The organism is Pararhodonellum marinum (assembly GCF_015354735.1).
Lineage (GTDB): Bacteria > Bacteroidota > Bacteroidia > Cytophagales > Cyclobacteriaceae > Pararhodonellum > Pararhodonellum marinum.
Map to the genome: position 1 here is coordinate 111,056 of NZ_JACEFJ010000008.1, position 19,389 is coordinate 130,444.

Below are 19,389 nucleotides of genomic sequence, written 5' to 3' on the forward strand. Positions count from 1 at the left end.
ATTTTAAATATTAATAGTGGCACTTCGCACATTCCAAACCGCCGATGTCTTTCACACGTAATGCATCTTTGGAATCAGCATGAAGCTGTACTAATTTATCATAGTATTCGTTGCCAACCGCTGCAATTTCAGTTTGCCTGTGGCAATCAATGCACCAGCCCATGGTCAAAGTGCTGTGCTGATATACTACTTCCATTTCTTCAATTGGTCCATGACAGGTTTGGCATTCGATGCCACCCACTTTGACATGTTGGGAGTGATTGAAGTACGCCAGGTCAGGAAGATTATGAATCCTTACCCATTCAATAGGCTTATTGTTGTCAACTGCATCGTAAATTTTGGCAATTTCAGGTGATATACCTTCTTTACCACCTACATTTTGGATATGGGTGTGGCAATTCATACAAATGTTGGCAGATGGTATATTGGCCGATTTTCCAATTTCCACTCCCGTGTGGCAATATTGACACGGAATTTCATATTGACCGGCATGAAGTTCATGGGAATAAGCTATTGGCTGTTTCGGCGCATAGCCTTGTTGGATACCAACAGAATACAGACCATCTATGGCAGTTTTTGCTACTAAGGCAATGACAATTGCAGTGACAATAATAATGAAAGCATCACTTTTTAATACTGCTTTATAATTGGTTTTCTGTGATATAAATTCTTTATCTGTTTCATCTAAATCTTGGTCTTTCAGGTATTTGGTCAACACTGAAATAATAAGACCCAATACAACCAAAATCAACAATAGGATGACCACCAATACCCCTAAGATTAAGGTAAGGTATTCGGTGGGAATACCTCCGCCACCACCAACTTGACCACCTCCCTCTCCTGCAGCTGCGGCGGCATTTGGATCTACTTTGTCGCCATACTCCACATAAGCCAATAGGTTAAGGACATCTCCATCTGACAAAAACTCATGGGAAGGCATGACTGTATTGTTCCATTCCCTGAACAAAGCAACCGCTTGGGCATCTCCGGATTGAATGAGCTTCTGGGAATTAACGATGAACTGTTTGGCCCAATCCAATTCCCTCCGCTCCGTAACTCCTCTCAGCATTGGACCGGTATGATTTTGATCCAGTTTATGGCATTGCCTACAGTTGGCATTGAAAATGGTCTTACCCGCAGCTATCGCTTCGGCATCTTCCGGAACTTCCGGGTCTACTGCGAAGGCCTGTGATCCCAACATGAAAACAAATACCATGATCATGGTACCCATCTTTAGCGGAAAATTAAATAATGAGCGATTGAACGACATATTTATTAAGAATTAATCTGATTGTTCGAGATTTCAATAAATCCTCACAAAGGTACTACCCAAGTTCTATTTTTCAAACAAGACGGATTCAAGCTAGACAACAAAGTCAAATTACTGCATTTAATTGTAAGTATCTGTAAAATAGCACATTAAAAGTGCCTCTCTTCTTATAATATTTATTTAGAATGTTTATAAATAATGAGAATTATAGATTATTCTAATCTAATTTCAAGACAATTTTGATAGGATACAATTTAAAAATACAATAAATCTTAGCTGTAAGTCGTCACAGCTTTCTGTCTCTTCAAAAAATAAAGAAATGGTTTTTGGTTAAACACATTTAATACCTACATTTGCAAACCAAATGCAAAAAGGTCGAGTGGCCGAGTGGCTAGGCAGAGGTCTGCAAAACCTTGTACAGCGGTTCGAATCCGCTCTCGACCTCCAAACAAAAAACCATCATTCAACAATGGTGGTTTTTTGTTTGTCAATTTTTTCCGGGTTCCTTCTTTAACCTCTTTTCTACAAATTCCCGAAGTTTAAGTCTATACCCTTCTTCGCTGCCATCGTACAAAGGAGTAAAGCCATGTTTTTCAGGAAAGTTTTCCATGTGAAGGGTCTGGGTAGGAAAAGCAAACCTGACTTCAAGCTCATTGGCAAGACTTAAAATTCTAACCAACAACTCATGTCTCCCTTGTAATTCCTGAGGCCAAGTAGGTACCTCAAAAAAAACATAAAACATGATGTTGAGACTATATGCAGACAAGTCATTGAAATATATGTTATAATAATCTTTTCTGGTCGTAGGGTGATTTTTCACGATTTCGCGCAATCCATCCACAAACACCTCAATGAGTTCAGGTGGGGTGTCATAGGTTATGGTTAACGTGGTGAAAAACCTTCGGTACTTTCTGAGTCCATGGTTGTCTATGGTTGCATCAGCAATTTTTCCATTGGGAATGTAGGTGACGGAATTTCTAAATGTCCTGATTCTGGTAGATCTGAATCCTACTTCTTCCACCGTGCCATCCACTTCCCCACTCGTTATCCAGTCTCCAACTTGAAAAGGTTTGTCTATAAAAATCATGATGGAACCAAAGAAATTTTTGATGGTATCCTGGGCTGCCAAAGCAAAAGCCAGTCCTCCAATGGACAAACCAGTAAGAAATGGGACTATATCCAACTGAAGCCCATCCTTCAAAATAAACAGAGACCCAATGACGATAACAAATGCCTTTAAGGTCTTCCTTAAAAGAGGCACCAATTGGTCATCAAGCGTGGATTCGGTTTTCTCAGCCAACTTGGCGAAATACATCGAAACCAAATCCACCAGCTTGTAAAAAATAATGGTGATTATAAAGGGCTTGGCCGCATTCAATATCATTGTAATCCAGGAAACCACCTGTATGGGTAGCTGCAATACCCTGATAAAAATATCCAGCAACACCACAATCAAATAAATACTTACAATTCTAGCTACAGGCAGCAAGTACTTCTCGCCAACCTTGCCATATCCCAAACGCTCCAGTAAATACAACAAACCTCTATCGACCAAAAAGGTGAAAACCTTATGGGAAACAAAAATCATCAAGATCAGGATAAAGACCCCTACCAATTGCCAAAACTTGAGGCCTATATAAACCTTATTACCCAACTGAGGAAGCAGATTCAATAACCTGGATGTTCCAAAAGGATATGTTTCTTGATGGATTTCCTGAATATGGGCAGTGGTGAAAGCAGAAAATTTCCAGGCATTTCCTGATTTTTCCAGATATACCCTTGGCATCCGCTGTGCATTGAAAAAGTAAATTTGCTGATTACTGTGTACGCTATCCACATAATCAGCATTGGTAGGTAAGTCTCCTAATCTGACATATATTCCATTCCCATCAAAAATCTGTTTGAGTTTGATCACCAAATCCACTGCAGTCTCTTCGCTGACATTGCTCTCTAAAGTAAGGGTTTTGGCAGCAACCTTTGGCTTAAAATTATCCTCTCGGAGGTTATACAAAAAAGTAAGCGCAGTATTGTAGGGTGAGGAAAGGTTGTTGTAATCTTGGGGGTCGACTGGTAAATTGTCCTGATCCGTCAAAACCTGCGCGGCTGCGGGACCAAAGGACAACAAAAAAAATAAAAGGTATAAGAGTGTGTTTTTTATCATGATTCTATCGATATTTTATCAATGCCCATAAGAGGACGCCCTACCCATGTGTCTTACAAAGGCATTTTAAATTCTGACCACCTGTTTTCAAAGACTGTAGTAATGCTATATTCATTTTGACTACCAGAATATTTTACTTGGATGGGAAGCGCACCATTGATGGGTCGGGTATTTAATAGCTCTCCTTTAAGGTTGTAGAGATAGATGAACTCCTGAATAGGGTCTATAACAACGAAAATGTTCTTATCTCCTCCGAAGGTGAAATACTGAAAAGTCAACTCATCTGACATGATGTTTTTTTCAAAAAGTGGTTCAAGTTCCTGATTTAGAATGGAAATTTTGTTGAAGGAGTTTACTACAAATACATGTTGATTGCTGGACTGATCCCTAACCAAGTGAAATTTAGTTTCCCTATCAGGCCGGGTCAGCTGATTTCGGAAAGAAAGCTCCCCTCTGAAATTCACCTGAACAATTTCCCCATCTTCTGTAATTGTGGTCAAAAGTGTTTCAGATGATTTACTTCTTTGGATCAAGGCGTAATCTGTATTTACTTTCTGGCCAATCTGAATGGGATTTCCACCTTTTACTTCCCCTCTTCTGTTCATGAAATAGAGTTCCCCGTTTTTGTTGAGGCTAACCATAAAATCTCCCATACCTGAAATGCGGTGGTGGGCAGGTGCATTGGCCAAAGGCCCACGGGTGGGTTTAGGATTCCATCCTTCAAGAGCTTCTCCTTTTTGATTGAATAAAAACAAATCACCATTCGAGCTTCCGACAAAGTACCTGTAATCTCTGGTGTTGTTATAATCCACCAAGCTGAGGTGGGTAAAGGGCGCATCACCTGGCCTTGAAATGGGGTAATTTGGCAAAGAGTTTCCCAATCTATCCAAGGCGTGGATCGAATTGGCGGTCGCAAATAAGAGTTGCAGTTTGCCGTTTTTATAAAAATCAATCTGAAAAACCGGTGATACAATGGGACCATCTATCGCTTGAGAAAAAATCATATCCCCTTCTCCGTTCAAAAGATAAATTTGATTGGAAGCTCCTTGAACCAAAAAATCTATGCTTTTGTCATTGAAATTTTGGAGAGAAATGGGCCCATAAGTTAACTTTTGTGGGAAATTGAAGGATTTGGTTTCTTCCAGCGTCACATCCTTTACAGGTTTGATGGGTGCTAGGTTGTAACCAAGCTCAAGGTTAACGTATTGGTTGGCACCTGCTTCACTCAACTGAAGCGCTATCAAATCCAAAGATTGAAGCTGTGGAGCATATTTTTGAAACAGTACTTTCCAGTTTGGAGTGCTGTTTCGCAAAATGGTACTCCAAAGTCTGGGGATGTTGATTAGGAAATTAAATCCAGACTCTTTTGAAATGCCTTCCAAAAAACGTCTATGCACAATGGATTTACCCCAAGTATTGTCCATATAAAGGTCATCAAGAAAAATCCGGATGGCCTTTAAATTATTGCCAAATATGAGCATGTCATTCATTTGGGCGATATAGGTGTTTTGGAAACCTTTGAATTGACCCTCAAACAGATGTGCTGGAAATTCTTCCATCTCCACCAGGAAGATTTCTTTGTCAAGGTAATAATCCGCCATCCAATGTGTGCTGTCTTCCTGATTGATGGAAAGACTGAAATTTTTCAGAAGTGCGAGTTGTCCCTGAATATCTTTGGTTCCAAGCAACATGATTTGGTCTGTACCTTCCGAACCGTCATTTTCAAGCACCATATACCCAATTTCTCCGCTAAGTTGTTCCAGAAAGGATTTGTCTAGCAGTAAATTTTCAATATCTGCCTCAACAGTGTTCCTACCTTGGAATCCCTCTTGTTGAATCTCTCTGATCTGCTTGACATCTTGTAAATTGTATTGGTAAAAAAGTGCGGTTCTATTGGAAATGAAATTGCTGAACAATCCTACTGTCTGGGAGGTGGTATGTCCAAAATTCACCTTTTGACCATCTTTAAAAAAAGCAAAACCATCCATAAAGACTTTGTTGGCTGCAAATTGCAATTCAAGATTGGCGGAAACGCCTAATTTAGAAAAACTTTGGAGAGAAACAGGCAGGGCATTCGCACTGATTCCTTCTATAAATTTACCCAAACCTTGGCTATCAATTCTAAGAACACCTAGGCCCTTGGGGTGAGGAAGTGAAGTGTAAAGGGCCCTGTTCTTTTCCTTAAACCCTACCAAATCATTACTTGCATCGTGTCTAATGGCATCCTCCACCAAGAAGGAAGTTTGGCTGGCAATCAATACGTTATGGATCAAACTGTAACTTAAGGTGCCTTCATTCTCTGCATTTCTGTATTCATAAATGGTTCTCCCACTGTAATTCCTTTGATTTATCTGGCCCTTACCTCTGAGTTTACTTTCCAAATCCTTCAGAAATTCCTTTTGATCATTGTCCGGAAAGGAAAGAGAGAAGAGGAAATCAAAATCTTCTCTTCCTGTGGGGTGCAGGGAAATAGCCAGTTTATTTCCTTTCAAGGATTTGTCCAACTGCCCACTTCCTCCCAACAAGCTGTCCAAGTCCAACAATTGCTGCTCTACCAATTTCAGTGAAGGGATATCGGACAGTCTATTCCAAATCGGTTGATCGACTAAGGCATTCCATGCCTGAATGGGCTCATTGGTTTCAAATAGAAATATGGCATTTCCATCCACCAAGTCCGCTGCATCCAGTTTTTTATCGAAAAAATTTTTAAAGAAAATAAAATAGCCTGCCAAGCAAAAAGTCAGCAATATGAGTATGATTAGCAGCGTTTTTAGGGTTCTCACGAGAGAAGATTGACTTTAAAGGTACATCAAGCATGCTCCTATTTCACTTAGAAGCAATCTTAAAAAAAATAGGGTGGCCCGGAGATTAACTTCCGGACCGGCATATAGCCTATTCTATTTTTGGGAGATTTTGTCCAATACAGACATGACCTCTTTTACATGGTTTCTTGACTCTTCCAATAGGTCTTTTTCTTCCTTGTTCAACTCAAGTTCAAGTACTTTTTCAATACCATTTTTACCCAAGATCACAGGTACACCCAGATAGCAATCATCTATGCCGTACTCTCCATCTAGTTTGATGCAGACTGGAAATACCCTTTTTTGGTTTTTGACAATCGACTCCACCATTTGCGCCGCTGCAGAACCCGGAGCATACCAAGCAGATGTACCCATCAATTTAACCAATTCACCTCCCCCGAATTTGGTCCTTTCGATGATTGCATCCAGTTTGGATTTTTCGATCAATTCGGTTACAGGAATTCCCGCTACCGTGGTATATCTTGGCAGAGGAACCATGGTATCACCGTGTCCGCCCATCAAAATAGCTTGGATCTCTTTGGGAGATATATTCAATTCTTCGGCAATAAAGGCCCTATATCTGGCGGTATCCAGGATACCAGCCATGCCCATTACTTTGGTTTTGGGGAGTTTTGAGGTGATATGAGCCTGGTAAGTCATGACATCCAAAGGGTTGGAAACCACAATGATGATGGCATTAGGGGAATGTTTGACCACCTGTTCCGTAACAGATTTGACAATTCCAGCATTGGTTTCAATCAAGTCGTCCCTAGTCATTCCTGGTTTTCGCGGTAAACCTGAAGTAATCACGACTACATCAGAATCAGCAGTTTTGGTGTAATCGTTGGTGCTTCCCACAGTCCTGCTGTCATATACATTAATAGGGGCTTTTTGCCAAATATCAAGGGCCTTTCCTTCGGCTACTCCTTCTTTGATGTCTACCAATACAATTTCTTCTGCAATTTCTCGGTATGCCAATACATCAGCACAGGTAGCACCTACATTACCGGCTCCAACTACGGTTACTTTTGTCATGATTTATGGATTAATTTTTATCGGATAACTTTATTTTTTTAAAACTGCGCTAAGTTAGTAATCAAAGCGTGCTTTTTAAAGGATTCAAATAATTACTTGAAAGTAATTTTGGATGGAAGGTGGATGTAGATACGATTCCGGTCTAACGAAAAAAAGTGTCCCTCCATAAAAAAATTTTAACTGCTGACGACCCAAGTTTCATTCTTTTCCCTATTTGGACTCAACGTTGTTCAAACATTTGCCCTAATTTGAAAAAACCAAAAGAACTTTGGTATGATTTGAAAAGCCGGTGGTTGTTCTCATTGTAAAATTCAGCCAGCGAGGTCATCATTTTTGCCTTGATTTTGGGATCACTGTCAAACAATTCATGCATCGCAAAACTTGGAATGACCATCAATTCGGCTTCTTCTGAAAGTACAATAGCCGAATATATTCTTTTACTGCCTTCTAATAATGAGTTTTCTCCAAAAGCTTCCCCCCTTCTAAGGTCACTGATGCTTTCAAAATTATCCTTGATATCTATGTTAAGACTGACCCATCCTTTCTTGACGATATAGAAAGCCTGGCTGGGATCATTTCTGAAAAAAATAACCTCATCCCTTCTGTACATTCTGTAATGAATCGCAGGAATTAGCCTCGCCATCTCTAAATTTTTCAGCCTTGCAAAAAACCGTACCTGAGACAAAAATTCAAAAACCTCCAATTCTGCTTTACTGTAGGTCTTTTTAAAGGGATTGATCATGACTCTTTTCTTTTAAATACAAAATATTTTTGGTGTGTGTGGTTACCGAAAACCGATCATCTATCCTCAAACCGATCACCCATACTATATCTTCACCGGAACAAAGCACATGAATGTTTTTCTTATGAATGAGGGGTACTTTCAAATCTATCAAAAAATCACTGATTTTTTTAAAGTTTTTCATCCCCAGGGGTTGAAATCTGTCACCTTCACCCCAAAGTCTCAACGTCAGTGGAAAAGTCAGGCGATCCTGGTCCAGCATGGCATTTTCAGAATTCTTGTCCAGTTTGAACGGAGGCCTAAGCCGCATCATGTGATAGGCTTTGTCGTTTACTCTAAACTCCACTTCTGTTTCCTTTAGGATCTTGTGGTCCAAAAGTTCTTGGGGAATTGGACCTAGAATAAGTGCTTGCCTATCGACATTGAGTAAAAATCCAAGGGAAAGAAAGGACTGACCTGAACCCTCATTATGAATTGATTGGTCCAGCTGTTCAACCTGATCGTAGTTAAACCCGAATTTCCTCAACCAATAATACAACAATGATTTTCTTCCCGGAGTATTCTTCAGGTCTGTAATTTCCAAATATTGGTATTTTCCTTCTTTTTTGAGTTTTTGATCCAACCAGTTTTCATGAAAATGAAAAAAAGCCTTGCCAGTATCTTTCAATCTTTCAAAACTCTGCAACATGGTGGTCAATACGTCAGGGTTTCCTTCCTTTAGAATCGGAATTAGCTCGTTTCTAATATAATTGCGTTTGTATTTATTGGATGCATTTGAACTGTCTTCTCTCCAAGTCAGCTTTTCGGTTTGGGCATACTTAATAATTGTTTCTTTGTCAAATATCAGAAGGGGTCGAATTATCCTTTCTCTCCTTTCAGCCATGCCATAAATCCCCTCAATGCCTGTTTCCCTCATGAGGTTCATCAAAATGGTTTCCAATTGATCATCTGCATGTTGGGCCAAGACCATGGCATCATAGCCTTTTTCATCCAAAAGTTGGTGAAACCAGAAATACCTCAGCTCTCTCGCTGCCATTTGGACGGAAATTCCCTTTTCTTCAGCATAGTTTAATGTATCGAAGGCTTTAGCATAAACTTGAACTCCCATTTCCTTTGCCAAAGTCTTTACCAGAGATTCATCCCCATCACTTTCTTCATCCCTAAGTTGGAAATTGCAGTGGGCCATGTCAAAAGCAATTGCTGTGGTCTTCAACAGGTGGGCAAGCACTACGCTGTCTACTCCACCACTGATGGCCAACAAATAGCGCTGATGATGATCCAAAAGTTTTTTTTCCCGTATATGAGTGATAAACTGATCCAGCATAATCCAAAAATACCATTTTTGGTTAATTTTGCCGATCATATCGAAAAGAATGCACCAAAAGAATTTCACCCTTATTTTCCTTTTCACCCTTTTCCTTCATAGTGAAGGCTGGTCTCAAACCCCGGATCAGGGTGGCGCACCTTTAGAAATCATCACTGCGGAGGAGTTGGAATTTGAAAGGGTAAGGGGGTATCAGAGGTTGTTGAGAAATGTTCAAATGAAGCATCAAAACAGCCTCATCTATTGTGATTCAGCCCATTTTTATGAGGAGCAAAACTTGGCCAAACTGTTTGGCAACGTAAGAATCGTCGACCAAAAAGATCCTGTGGTGACTACCAGCAAATATGCCGAGTATGATGGTAACACCAAAATTGCCAAACTGAGGAATACAGTGGTTTTCAAAAACGAAGGTACTACACTTTATACCGACTACCTTGATTACAATCGGTTAACCGGTGTTGCCGACTATTTCAATTCGGGAAAAGTGGTTGATTCAACCAATGTTTTGACCAGCCAAAATGGGCGATACCAGACCCAACTCGAAAGAATCACCTTCACAGAGAATGTGGTGTTGGTCAACCCGGATTACACACTTAAAACCAACCACTTGGTATACCTTACCATTCCAAAAACCGCCGAAACCAAAGACATCACCAATGTCATTTCCAAGGACGGTGACAAGCTGAATGCGAGAAGGGGAAGTTTTTATGATACTGAAAACAAGTTATTCAGGTTTTTTGATGGAGATGTAGAAACCGAAAATACTTTTATTACCGGTGAAATTCTCTATTACGATGAAACAGCCATGTATTACGAAGGAAAAGAGAACGTAAGCATTTTCAATAAAGAAAGAAACCTTGAGGTCTTTGGCGATGAGGGTAAGCACTGGGAAGACCGTAAATATTCCTTGGTCTACGGCAACGCCTTGGTACAAAAATATTTTGAGATGGATACCCTTTTCATGATTTCTGATACTTTGATTTCACAGGACGGCGAAGAAGAATCCCAAAAATTCCTCTTGGCGTTTGAGAAGGTCCGGATGATCAAATCTGAAATGGCTGGTCGATCCGATTCCTTGGCCTATATTTTTTCGGACTCTACGATCCATCTTTACCGAGATCCAGTCTTGTGGAACGACAAAAGCCAAATCACCGCCGACAGCATAAGTTTTCTGATTGCAAATGAAGAACTTGACAGGGCATTGCTCAGATACAAAACTTTTGCGATTACCCAAGATACCATCAATAATTTCAATCAGATAAAAGGCAGAAAAATGACCGCCTTTTTCAAGGATGGTGACATAAGTAAACTGGATGTGGAAGGTAATGGAGAGTCTCTTTATTTTGCTTTGGAAAATGATACCACACTCAAGGGTCTAAATAAACTGATTTGTGGCAGAATCATGATGTATTTTGAAGAGGGAAATATTAAAAAAATAAACCATACCATCAATCCGGAAGCAACTTTTACTCCTCCACAATTGTTCGAAATGGATAAGCTTAGGCTCGAGGGATTTGTATGGCGAGAGGAAGAAAAGCCTGAAATGGAGGACATTTATGCATGGAGGACACCAAAACCAAGGAAAGAGGAAGAGTTTAATTTCTTCAATCAGCCTGATGTAAGATTGCCTTTGCCGGATGAGGACGAAATCCAAAAAATATTGAATGAAAATCAAAATAAAATACCTCAAAAGAAACTCATTGAAAACTTAAATTTGGAATAGCCTTCTAAAACGGCATACCCAAATATATATTTCATCGAGGTTAACATTTTTTAACCACGAATCCTTTAAAAACCGAAACCTAATTTGTATTTTTATTCGTATATTAAGACGTGAGCGAAAACTCCAAAATGACCAGCTTATTGATTAAAACTTTACATGAAAAAGATTCTGTCGCTAATTTTTACACTCTTGATGCTATACGTGCCTCTTGTCCAGGCTCAGCAGATACGTGTACTAAGCGATGCGCCGGAATTTGAAGGCAAAATCAATACCTCTCAAAGAAAATCCCTGATCATTCAAAACGAGACCAACGAGGAACAGGAATATGTTCTGAAATTTTTGCGTGGCAATGTGGGGTCATCCCAAAATCTCAAAGTATGCCTTGGGGATGCCTGCTTTGATCCCAGAAAAGACCTTGCTAAAATAAAATTTAAACTCAATCCCGGAGAAATTTATACTGATCTTTACCTTGAATTTGAATTGGGCATCAGTGAAGGCAAAGGAAACTTTGACCTCCACTTTGTCAATACCAAAAACATTCGGGAAACCTTTATGGTAGAAGCTAAATATAACGTATCCAACCCCGGGGGAGACGGGAATGAAGTGGACCATAGAGACATTCGCATCAGCAGCGTTTATCCCAACCCCAGCAATAGAATTGCGCAGCTCGATTATGAAATCAAAAACCCCCGATCCAACGCAACCATTTTGGTGAACAGCTTTATAGGAAATCCAGTCCAAAGTTTTGAACTTAACCCCAATGCCAATACTCTTGTCATCAATGTGGCCGATTTAGACCCAGGGATTTATTTTTACACCTTAATTGTGGACAACAAAAATATTTTCACAAAAAAGCTCGTTGTGAAAAGGTAGTAAGCCAACCAACCTACAGATTAGCAATAATTTGATACAGAATTTAAATCCCTTATATTTGCAGCTTGAAAATGATGACAAAGCTTAAAAATTCCATATTGTTTCTTCTTATAGCCATGCTTGGATTTTCTTGCGGGCAATTTTATAAGCTAGAAAAAAGTACCAACTGGGAGGAGCTATATAACGCTGCCAATGATTACTACCAAAAAGGCGAATACAACAAAGCCATCATTTTATTTGATAAAGTACTTCCTGTCATAAGAGGAAGTGAAAAATCCGAACTTGCTGAATTCAATTATGCCTATTCGCATTTTCACACCAAAAGATATATAGAAGCTGCAAATTATTTCAGTAATTTTCATTCAACCTACAACAGAAGTCCTTTGGCTGAGGAAGCTTTATTCATGAATGCCTACTCGCTTTATCTGGACGCTCCGGATTACAATCTGGACCAAACCAGTAGCAAGGACGCAGTCAATGCCATACAGGTATTCATCAATAAGTTTCCAGAATCTGATTCTTATGAAAGGGCAATGACAATGATAGATGACCTTCAGAAAAGATTTGAAGAGAAAGCCTATCAGGAAGCCCAAATGTACTTAAAACTTACACAGGGGCTTTTCCCTGGTGATTTCTATAGGGCTTGCATTGTGAATTTTCAGAACTTTGCAAAAAGATATCCAGACAGTAAATACAATGAGGAACTTGCTTATCAATTGGTAGAAGTGAGTTCTGCCTACGGTGAAAGAAGTGTATTTACCAAGAAAGAAGAAAGATTGAAAGAATCTTTAAAGTTTGCCAGTGAATTCAACCGCAAATATGCGGACAGCAAATATGTAAAACGGGTGAGCAACATTTCCAACAAAACCCAAACAGAACTGGAATCCCATATCAGGTTGAAAAAAGATTATGAAGAAAGAACGGCAGCAGCAAAAGCTGAAATGGATGCCGAACAAAGAAACCTGGAAGCTTCCCAGGCCCTCAAAGAAGCTGAAACGAATTCAGGAAATTAATCAATACAATATATATGGCAGTTAATCCATCCATCATCACCAGAGATTTGGACAAAATCTCAGACAAATCAGGGAACATATACGAATCCCTCCACATCACTGCTCAAAGAGCCAAACAAATCTCGTCCGCAATGAAAGAAGAGTTGAACAACAAACTCTCTGAATTTGCCAGCACAGTGGATAACCTTGAAGAGGTTTTCGAGAACAAAGAACAAATTGAGATTTCTAAATTCTACGAAAGAATGCCCAAACCCACCACCTTGGCCATTGATGAGTTTATGGAAGACAAGATCTTGTTTCGCTATCCTGACGAAGAAACGGGAACTGAATAATTAAAATGTCACTCCACGGTAAACGAATCTTATTGGGAGTTACTGGCAGCATAGCTGCCTATAAAGCATCACATCTGACCAGGTTATTGGTCAAAGAAGGAGCAGAAGTACAAATCATCATGAGTACTTCTGCTCTTGATTTTATTACCCCCCTCACCCTTTCCACCCTCTCGAAACGGCCTGTTCTCCATCGGTTTTACGATAAAGAAAACGGAGAATGGAACAATCATGTCACTTTGGGGTTATGGGCCGACCTGTTATTGGTTGCTCCCATTAGTGCCCATACCTTGGCCAAATTTGCACAAGGTCTGTGCGACAATCTCTTGTCAGCCACTTATCTTTCTGCACGATGTCCGGTCATGCTCGCACCAGCCATGGACCTGGACATGTACCAACATCCCGCAGTGGTAAAAAACATGGCCATCCTCAGAGATTTTGGACATCAAATCCTGGATGCTGAAGAAGGTGAATTGGCCAGTGGATTGAGTGGACAGGGGCGAATGATGGAACCTGAACACATCTTAGAACATGTGCTGACTTTTTTTTCCAAAAAAAATGATTTTTCTGGCAAGAAAATTCTAATTACTGCTGGGCCTACCTATGAAGCCATAGACCCAGTCAGGTTCATCGGAAACCACTCAAGTGGCAAAATGGGTACGGCTATAGCCTTGGAACTCGCTGCAAGAGGTGCAAATGTCGATTTGGTTTTAGGGCCAAGCCATTTGTCTCCCAATCATCCCAATCTAAAAGTACACAAAGTCATTTCCGCTGAGGAAATGTATTCCGCATGCCAAGGCTTACATTCTCAATCCAACATATCCATTTTTTCTGCTGCGGTGGCAGACTATGCACCTTCAGCACCTGCTAACGAAAAAATCAAAAAATCCGGCGATTCTCTCAATTTATCACTGAGAAAAAACGTGGATATCGCTTTTGAATTAGGGAAAAACAAACATTCCCATCAAATCCATGTTGGGTTTGCGCTCGAAACCCAAAAAGAGGAGACACATGCCAAAGAAAAACTACGGAAGAAGAATTTTGACATGATTGTATTAAACTCAATGAGAGACGAAGGGGCAGGGTTTAAAAATGACACCAATAAAGTAACCCTGTATTACAAGGATGGCAAGCAAATTTCTACCCCTCTCCTTTCAAAAACCGCCGTTGCAAAAATTGTGGTAGATGGATTAAAAAACATTCCGATTGTAATCTAAGCCGTTGTCATTTCGTTTACATTTCTGAAGCCTAATCTTTATATTTGAAAAAAGGTACATGCCAAATCAATTGACCATAAAGATTCTAAGATGGATTCTGTTGCCGGTTGTGTTAATCAGCGGTCATAATGTTCTTGCCCAAGAACTGAATTTTACTGTTACCATTAACAGTGACCGGGCAAGGATGCAGCAAACCGATGTTTTTCAGAACATGAAATCAACATTTGAGCAATTTTTAAATGGTAGAAGTTGGACAGGAGATGAATTCAGAACCCACGAAAGGATCAAGGGAAATCTTTTGATGACCATCAATGACATGCCACAGGTTAACCGTTTTAATGCCACTGTTCAGGTTCAAGTGGTCAGGCCTGTTTTTGGCACCAACTATGAGACGCTAGTACTCAATTTCATTGACAGAAGTTTTAATTTTGAATTCATGGAAAACCAGCCTTTGGAATTCAATCAATTTAATTTTTTCAACAATATCTCTTCCCTTTTGGCTTTTTATGCCATCATTTCCATTGGTTTGGACTATGATACCTTTTCTTTTCGGGGAGGCGATGCATTTTTTGAAACAGCCAATAACGTGGTCTCTAGGGCAGGATGGGACACGGACATGAGCGCCTCCAATAGGAGGAATAGGTTTTGGCTTTCCAATGAACTTTTCAATTCTCAAGCCATGGTCCCGGTAAGAGAGGCCTACTATCTGTATCACCGAAGGGGTATGGACCTCATGCTGACCAATCCGGAGGAGGGTTTTAAAAACATCTTGGCTTCCCTCCAAAACATTGCTGAAGTCAGCCAATTGCAACCCAACAGCATTTTGGTCATTTCTTTTTTAGATGCTAAATCGGATGAACTTAGTAAAGTACTTAAGAATGCCCCTTTAGACATCAAAGCAGAAGCGGTAGAAATCCTTTTGAAAATAGACCCCAATAATTCCCGAAAATACAACGAGATCCTAAAAGGTTAAAGCGTATTTTTTCCTAGTTTTGATCGCCAGATTCTTTTTACCATGCTAAAAAACCTCAGTATTTCCAATTATGCCCTGATCGAAAAACTGGAAATGACCCCATCTGCCTCCCTGAACATGATAACAGGCGAAACGGGAGCAGGTAAGTCCATTATGCTAGGCGCTGTAGGTTTGTTGTTGGGCAATCGAGCCGATACCAAGGCACTTTTCAACCAAAATCAAAAGTGCATAGTAGAGGGGGTTTTTGACATTCAAAATTATGGACTAGAAAACTTATTCAGCCAAGAAGATTTGGATTATGAAAGCCATTGTATCATCCGGAGGGAAATTGCACCAAATGGAAAATCAAGGGCTTTTGTCAATGACACCCCAGTCAGGCTCGATACCTTAAAAGAACTGGGTCAATCCCTCATGGATATCCACTCGCAAAATGAAAACCTTTCCCTTGGCGCCTCTACTTATCAACTGAAGTTATTGGACAACTATGGTCACACCCATGAATATCTTCAAGCTTATAGAACCAGCTATGACAAATTTCTGAATCTCCAAAACCGATATATCGATCTGAAAGAGGAAGCGCTTCAACTTCAGAAAGAAGCCGACTTCAATAAATTTCAGTTGGATGAATTATCCTTACTCAACTTAGAAGCGGGGGAGCAGGAAAAACTTGAGGAGGAACAAGAGATTCTGGACAATGCAGAGGAGATTAAAGGGAAGATCCAAGAAATCCTCAACAGCATGCAAGAAGAACAGTTTGGTAGTTTGAGCAGTCTTGCCACCGGATTTCAGGGTCTTCAGCAATTATCAAGGTATGGCCAGGCTTTTGATGCCCTTAAGGAACGTTTCCACAGCGTCTTGATCGAGCTCAATGACATTGCAGCGACTTTGGAACAGGAGGATGCATTGATAGAGGTGGATATGGAGAAGCTAAGTAGTATTGGAGATCGACTAAGCAAAATCTATCAGCTTCAAAAAAAACATGGAGTTGCCACGGTGGAAGCCTTGATTGGGCTGGAACATGATCTGGCAGACAAAGTCTTTAAAGTGGACCATCTTGATGAGCAATTGAAAGAAATCGAGCAGAGCAAGGAAAAAGAAGCCACAATCATGAAGCAACTTGGGCAAAATCTTTCTGATAAAAGAAAGGCTTGTACCCAATCTTTTGCCAAGGAATTGAGTGCACTGCTTCATAAACTTGGAATGGAAAAAGCTGTCATAGAAATCGTTTGTAGGGAGACCAAACCTTCTGCCAATGGAATGGATGAGGTTGAATTTCTTTTTTCGGCCAATAAAGGAATCGCTCCACAACCAATCAGGTCAGTGGCTTCCGGAGGGGAATTTTCCAGGTTGATGTTTGCCATCAAATACATCATGGCAGATAAAACTGCACTTCCTACCCTAATCTTTGATGAAATCGACACAGGGATCTCGGGAGAAGTTGCCCTTCAGATGGTACATATGATGCAGGAAATAGCCAAGAGACACCAAGTCATTTGCATCAGCCACCTCCCTCAAGTTGCTGCCAAAGGGGATCAGCATTATTTTGTTTACAAAGACAACAGTACCGAGAAAACCATCAGTAAGATCAAACTGCTTCAAAATGAGGAAAGAATCTTGGAAATCGCCAAAATGATCGCTGGTTCCAATCCATCAAGCAGCGCGTTTGAAAGTGCTAAGGAACTTTTGCAAAAATGAGGGAAAGTCTAGTTCGTTCTTGCTGTTCGCTATGAATAAAGAAACGCAAAATACAAAAATAGGTGTACCCACATTTTTTACTTAATTTTAAGCTGGAAAAGCCATTAACCAAATCATATAAATATGCCTGAAAATATTCTGAAAGGAAAAAAAGGGATCATCACTGGTGCCTTAGATGAAAATTCCATTGCCTGGAAAACTGCCCTAAAAGCCAAAGAACATGGGGCTAAATTTGTTTTGACCAATGCGCCTATAGCCATGAGGATGGGAGCCATTAAGGAATTGGCTGATGCCTGTGACACCATTGTGATTCCCGCAGATGCCACTTCCGTAGAGGATATTGAAAAACTTTATGCAGAGGCCAAAGAATATCTTGGTGGCAATTTTGATTTTTTACTCCATTCCATCGGCATGTCACCCAATGTAAGAAAAGGAAGAGCGTATGGGGATTTAAACTATGATTGGGCCCTAAAATCCTATGATGTATCGGCCTTGTCTTTTCACAAAATGATGCAGGTGGCAGAAAAAACAGATTCAATGAATGAATGGGGTTCAATTATAGGCCTCTCCTACATCGCCGCCCAGCGGGTCTATCCTTTTTACAGTGATATGGCCGAAGCCAAATCGCTGCTGGAAAGCATCGCCAGAAGTTATGGATATCGGTACGGCAAACTCAAAAAAGTCAGGGTGAACACCATTTCCCAATCCCCTACCAAAACCACAGCCGGTACAGGAATTGGAGGTTTTGATGCCTTCTATAATTTTGCGGAGGCCATGTCCCCTCTAGGCAATGCTTCTGCGGAGGCTTGTGCCGATTACATCATCACCATGTTCTCGGACCTTACCAAGATGGTGACCATGCAAAACCTATATCATGATGGAGGCTATTCCTTTACGGGAATAGCGGAAGAATTGATGGAAAAATACAGCGACAACGGCTAAAAAACCAAAAGCTCCTCTTTGGAGCTTTTTTCTTTTTCTTGTGTTAAGGTAACTTGGCCTCATTCCAGTTTTTCCAATCGCTCCAACAGGGGCGGATGGGAATAATTTACAAAAACATACCAGGGATGAGGGTTGATGTTGCTGAGCGTGTTGACGGAAAGTGTTTTCAGTGCTTCGGCCAAAGGGGGACCTGAAAAAGTCTCTTTGGCAAAAGCATCTGCTTCGAATTCATTTTTTCGGCTTAATATATTCATTCCTATGCCCAATAAGGTGGAGATTGGGGAAAAGAGCATGGTGAAACCAATGATGTTCAAATGAACGGATAAAATCGTCCCACCCAAAGCAAGGCTCATCTTTTCACTGAATATAAACAAAGAAAGGATGTAGAGCAGGATGCCCACCTGAAGGATGCCCACCACCATCCCCCAGATGATATGCTTTTTTTTGAAATGTCCTACTTCATGAGCCAATACCGCTACCAACTCCTCCGGGGTATGTTGTTCTATCAAAGTATCATACAAAACCACTTTCTTTTTTCTCCCAAAACCAGAGAAAAATGCATTTGCTTTAGATGACCTTTTGCTCCCATCAATAACAAAAATGTTGTCCAGACTAAAATCCACTGACTTAGCGTAACGCATGATCATTTCTTTCAGCTCACTGGGCTCAAGAGGTGAAAGCCGATTAAAGAGCGGCAATATCCAAGCCGTATAAAATAGATTTACCAAAACCATAAACAAGGCAGCGATGAGCCAAAACTGCCACCAAAAATGAGGTCCAATCCTATGAATCAACCACAACAATACCCAGAGTAACCCACCTCCTATGACAATGGAAAGCATGTATCCTTTTAACTTGTCCATGAAAAAAATCTTTGGAGTAGATTTGTTGAATCCATAGTTTTCTTCAATAGTAAATGTGTGGTAATAGTCAAACGGAAGCGAAATGAGATCAGAACCAATAAAAATAACCGCAAAATAAATGAGTGAAAGCAAAATGGGGTCATCCACATATTCCCTCAACCAAATATCTACCCAACCGAAAAATCCAAAATAAATAAATAAAAAGGTAAGGATAAAGGACAACAAGCCGGTATAAAGTCCAAATCTGTAATTGCTGAGTTGGTAAGCTTTGGAATTGAGTAGCTTCTCCCGATTCAGGTATTGTTCAAGGGTCTTAGGTACATCACCTGTAGGCCTTCTTACATTCAGCCAATTGAGCCATTTACTAAAAAGAAAATTGAAAGAAATAACCGCCAAAAGCAAATACTTCAAGCCCTCTGCATCCATGG

The 19,389-nt window shown here is 40.3% G+C and carries 15 protein-coding genes and 1 tRNA gene; 9 read left to right on the forward strand and 7 right to left on the reverse strand.

Features of this window, described 5'->3' with window-relative positions:
- Nucleotides 1–10: 10 nt before the first annotated feature.
- Nucleotides 11–1,222, reverse strand: a complete 1,212-nt coding sequence (locus H1A14_RS15065; RefSeq protein WP_228527803.1) for a c-type cytochrome — start codon at nucleotides 1,220–1,222, stop codon at nucleotides 11–13.
- A 421-nt stretch (nucleotides 1,223–1,643) separates the two neighbouring features.
- On the opposite strand from H1A14_RS15065, the gene H1A14_RS15070 reads away from it, so the two are divergent.
- Nucleotides 1,644–1,717: transfer RNA gene (locus tag H1A14_RS15070), tRNA-Cys, on the forward strand.
- Between the two features lie 40 nt (nucleotides 1,718–1,757).
- Here H1A14_RS15070 and H1A14_RS15075 read toward each other — a convergent pair.
- The 5 genes from H1A14_RS15075 to tilS form a co-directional block, all read right to left on the reverse strand.
- A complete protein-coding gene (locus H1A14_RS15075) occupies nucleotides 1,758–3,431 on the reverse strand; it encodes a mechanosensitive ion channel family protein (protein WP_194777108.1) in 1,674 nt (557 codons plus the stop codon).
- Between the two features lie 53 nt (nucleotides 3,432–3,484).
- Nucleotides 3,485–6,214, reverse strand: a complete 2,730-nt coding sequence (locus H1A14_RS15080) for a hypothetical protein (RefSeq protein WP_317174897.1) — start codon at nucleotides 6,212–6,214, stop codon at nucleotides 3,485–3,487.
- A 114-nt stretch (nucleotides 6,215–6,328) separates the two neighbouring features.
- Nucleotides 6,329–7,267 (reverse strand): malate dehydrogenase, encoded by a 939-nt coding sequence (gene mdh / locus H1A14_RS15085; RefSeq protein WP_194777109.1) that lies wholly within the window; start codon nucleotides 7,265–7,267, stop codon nucleotides 6,329–6,331.
- A 220-nt stretch (nucleotides 7,268–7,487) separates the two neighbouring features.
- Nucleotides 7,488–8,009: a Crp/Fnr family transcriptional regulator gene (locus H1A14_RS15090; RefSeq protein ID WP_194777110.1), complete on the reverse strand. Its 522-nt coding sequence runs from the start codon at nucleotides 8,007–8,009 to the stop codon at nucleotides 7,488–7,490.
- Nucleotides 7,993–9,372: a tRNA lysidine(34) synthetase TilS gene (tilS, locus tag H1A14_RS15095; protein ID WP_228527804.1), complete on the reverse strand. Its 1,380-nt coding sequence runs from the start codon at nucleotides 9,370–9,372 to the stop codon at nucleotides 7,993–7,995. The genes H1A14_RS15090 and tilS overlap by 17 nt, the downstream gene beginning before the upstream one ends.
- A gap of 10 nt (nucleotides 9,373–9,382) precedes the next feature.
- Here tilS and H1A14_RS15100 point away from each other — a divergent pair, with 10 nt between their 5' ends.
- The 8 genes from H1A14_RS15100 (at nucleotide 9,383) to H1A14_RS15135 (ending at nucleotide 18,098) form a co-directional block, all read left to right on the forward strand.
- Nucleotides 9,383–11,056, forward strand: a complete 1,674-nt coding sequence (locus H1A14_RS15100) for an OstA-like protein (protein WP_194777111.1) — start codon at nucleotides 9,383–9,385, stop codon at nucleotides 11,054–11,056.
- A 156-nt stretch (nucleotides 11,057–11,212) separates the two neighbouring features.
- Nucleotides 11,213–11,929 (forward strand): T9SS type A sorting domain-containing protein, encoded by a 717-nt coding sequence (locus H1A14_RS15105; RefSeq protein WP_194777112.1) that lies wholly within the window; start codon nucleotides 11,213–11,215, stop codon nucleotides 11,927–11,929.
- A gap of 74 nt (nucleotides 11,930–12,003) precedes the next feature.
- The gene (locus tag H1A14_RS15110; protein WP_394355334.1) at nucleotides 12,004–12,942 is read left to right on the forward strand and encodes an outer membrane protein assembly factor BamD; all 939 of its coding nucleotides are present in this window, start codon (nucleotides 12,004–12,006) and stop codon (nucleotides 12,940–12,942) included.
- A 14-nt stretch (nucleotides 12,943–12,956) separates the two neighbouring features.
- Nucleotides 12,957–13,274 carry a DNA-directed RNA polymerase subunit omega gene (locus H1A14_RS15115; RefSeq protein ID WP_194777114.1) on the forward strand — a complete coding sequence of 106 codons (318 nt, stop codon included), beginning with the start codon at nucleotides 12,957–12,959 and terminating at the stop codon, nucleotides 13,272–13,274.
- 5 nt (nucleotides 13,275–13,279) lie between these two features.
- Nucleotides 13,280–14,488, forward strand: a complete 1,209-nt coding sequence (gene coaBC, locus H1A14_RS15120) for a bifunctional phosphopantothenoylcysteine decarboxylase/phosphopantothenate--cysteine ligase CoaBC (protein WP_194777115.1) — start codon at nucleotides 13,280–13,282, stop codon at nucleotides 14,486–14,488.
- A gap of 58 nt (nucleotides 14,489–14,546) precedes the next feature.
- Nucleotides 14,547–15,461, forward strand: a complete 915-nt coding sequence (gene porD / locus H1A14_RS15125) for a type IX secretion system protein PorD (RefSeq protein WP_194777116.1) — start codon at nucleotides 14,547–14,549, stop codon at nucleotides 15,459–15,461.
- Nucleotides 15,462–15,503: 42 nt separating this feature from the next.
- Nucleotides 15,504–17,156, forward strand: a complete 1,653-nt coding sequence (recN, locus tag H1A14_RS15130; RefSeq protein WP_194777117.1) for a DNA repair protein RecN — start codon at nucleotides 15,504–15,506, stop codon at nucleotides 17,154–17,156.
- Nucleotides 17,157–17,279: 123 nt separating this feature from the next.
- Nucleotides 17,280–18,098 carry an enoyl-ACP reductase FabI gene (locus tag H1A14_RS15135; RefSeq protein ID WP_194777118.1) on the forward strand — a complete coding sequence of 273 codons (819 nt, stop codon included), beginning with the start codon at nucleotides 17,280–17,282 and terminating at the stop codon, nucleotides 18,096–18,098.
- Nucleotides 18,099–18,157: 59 nt separating this feature from the next.
- Here the strand turns inward: H1A14_RS15135 and H1A14_RS15140 are convergent, their stop codons facing one another.
- On the reverse strand, nucleotides 18,158–19,387 hold the full coding sequence (locus H1A14_RS15140; RefSeq protein WP_194777119.1) for a M48 family metallopeptidase: 1,230 nt from the start codon (nucleotides 19,385–19,387) through the stop codon (nucleotides 18,158–18,160).
- Between the last annotated feature and the right edge of the window lie 2 nt (nucleotides 19,388–19,389).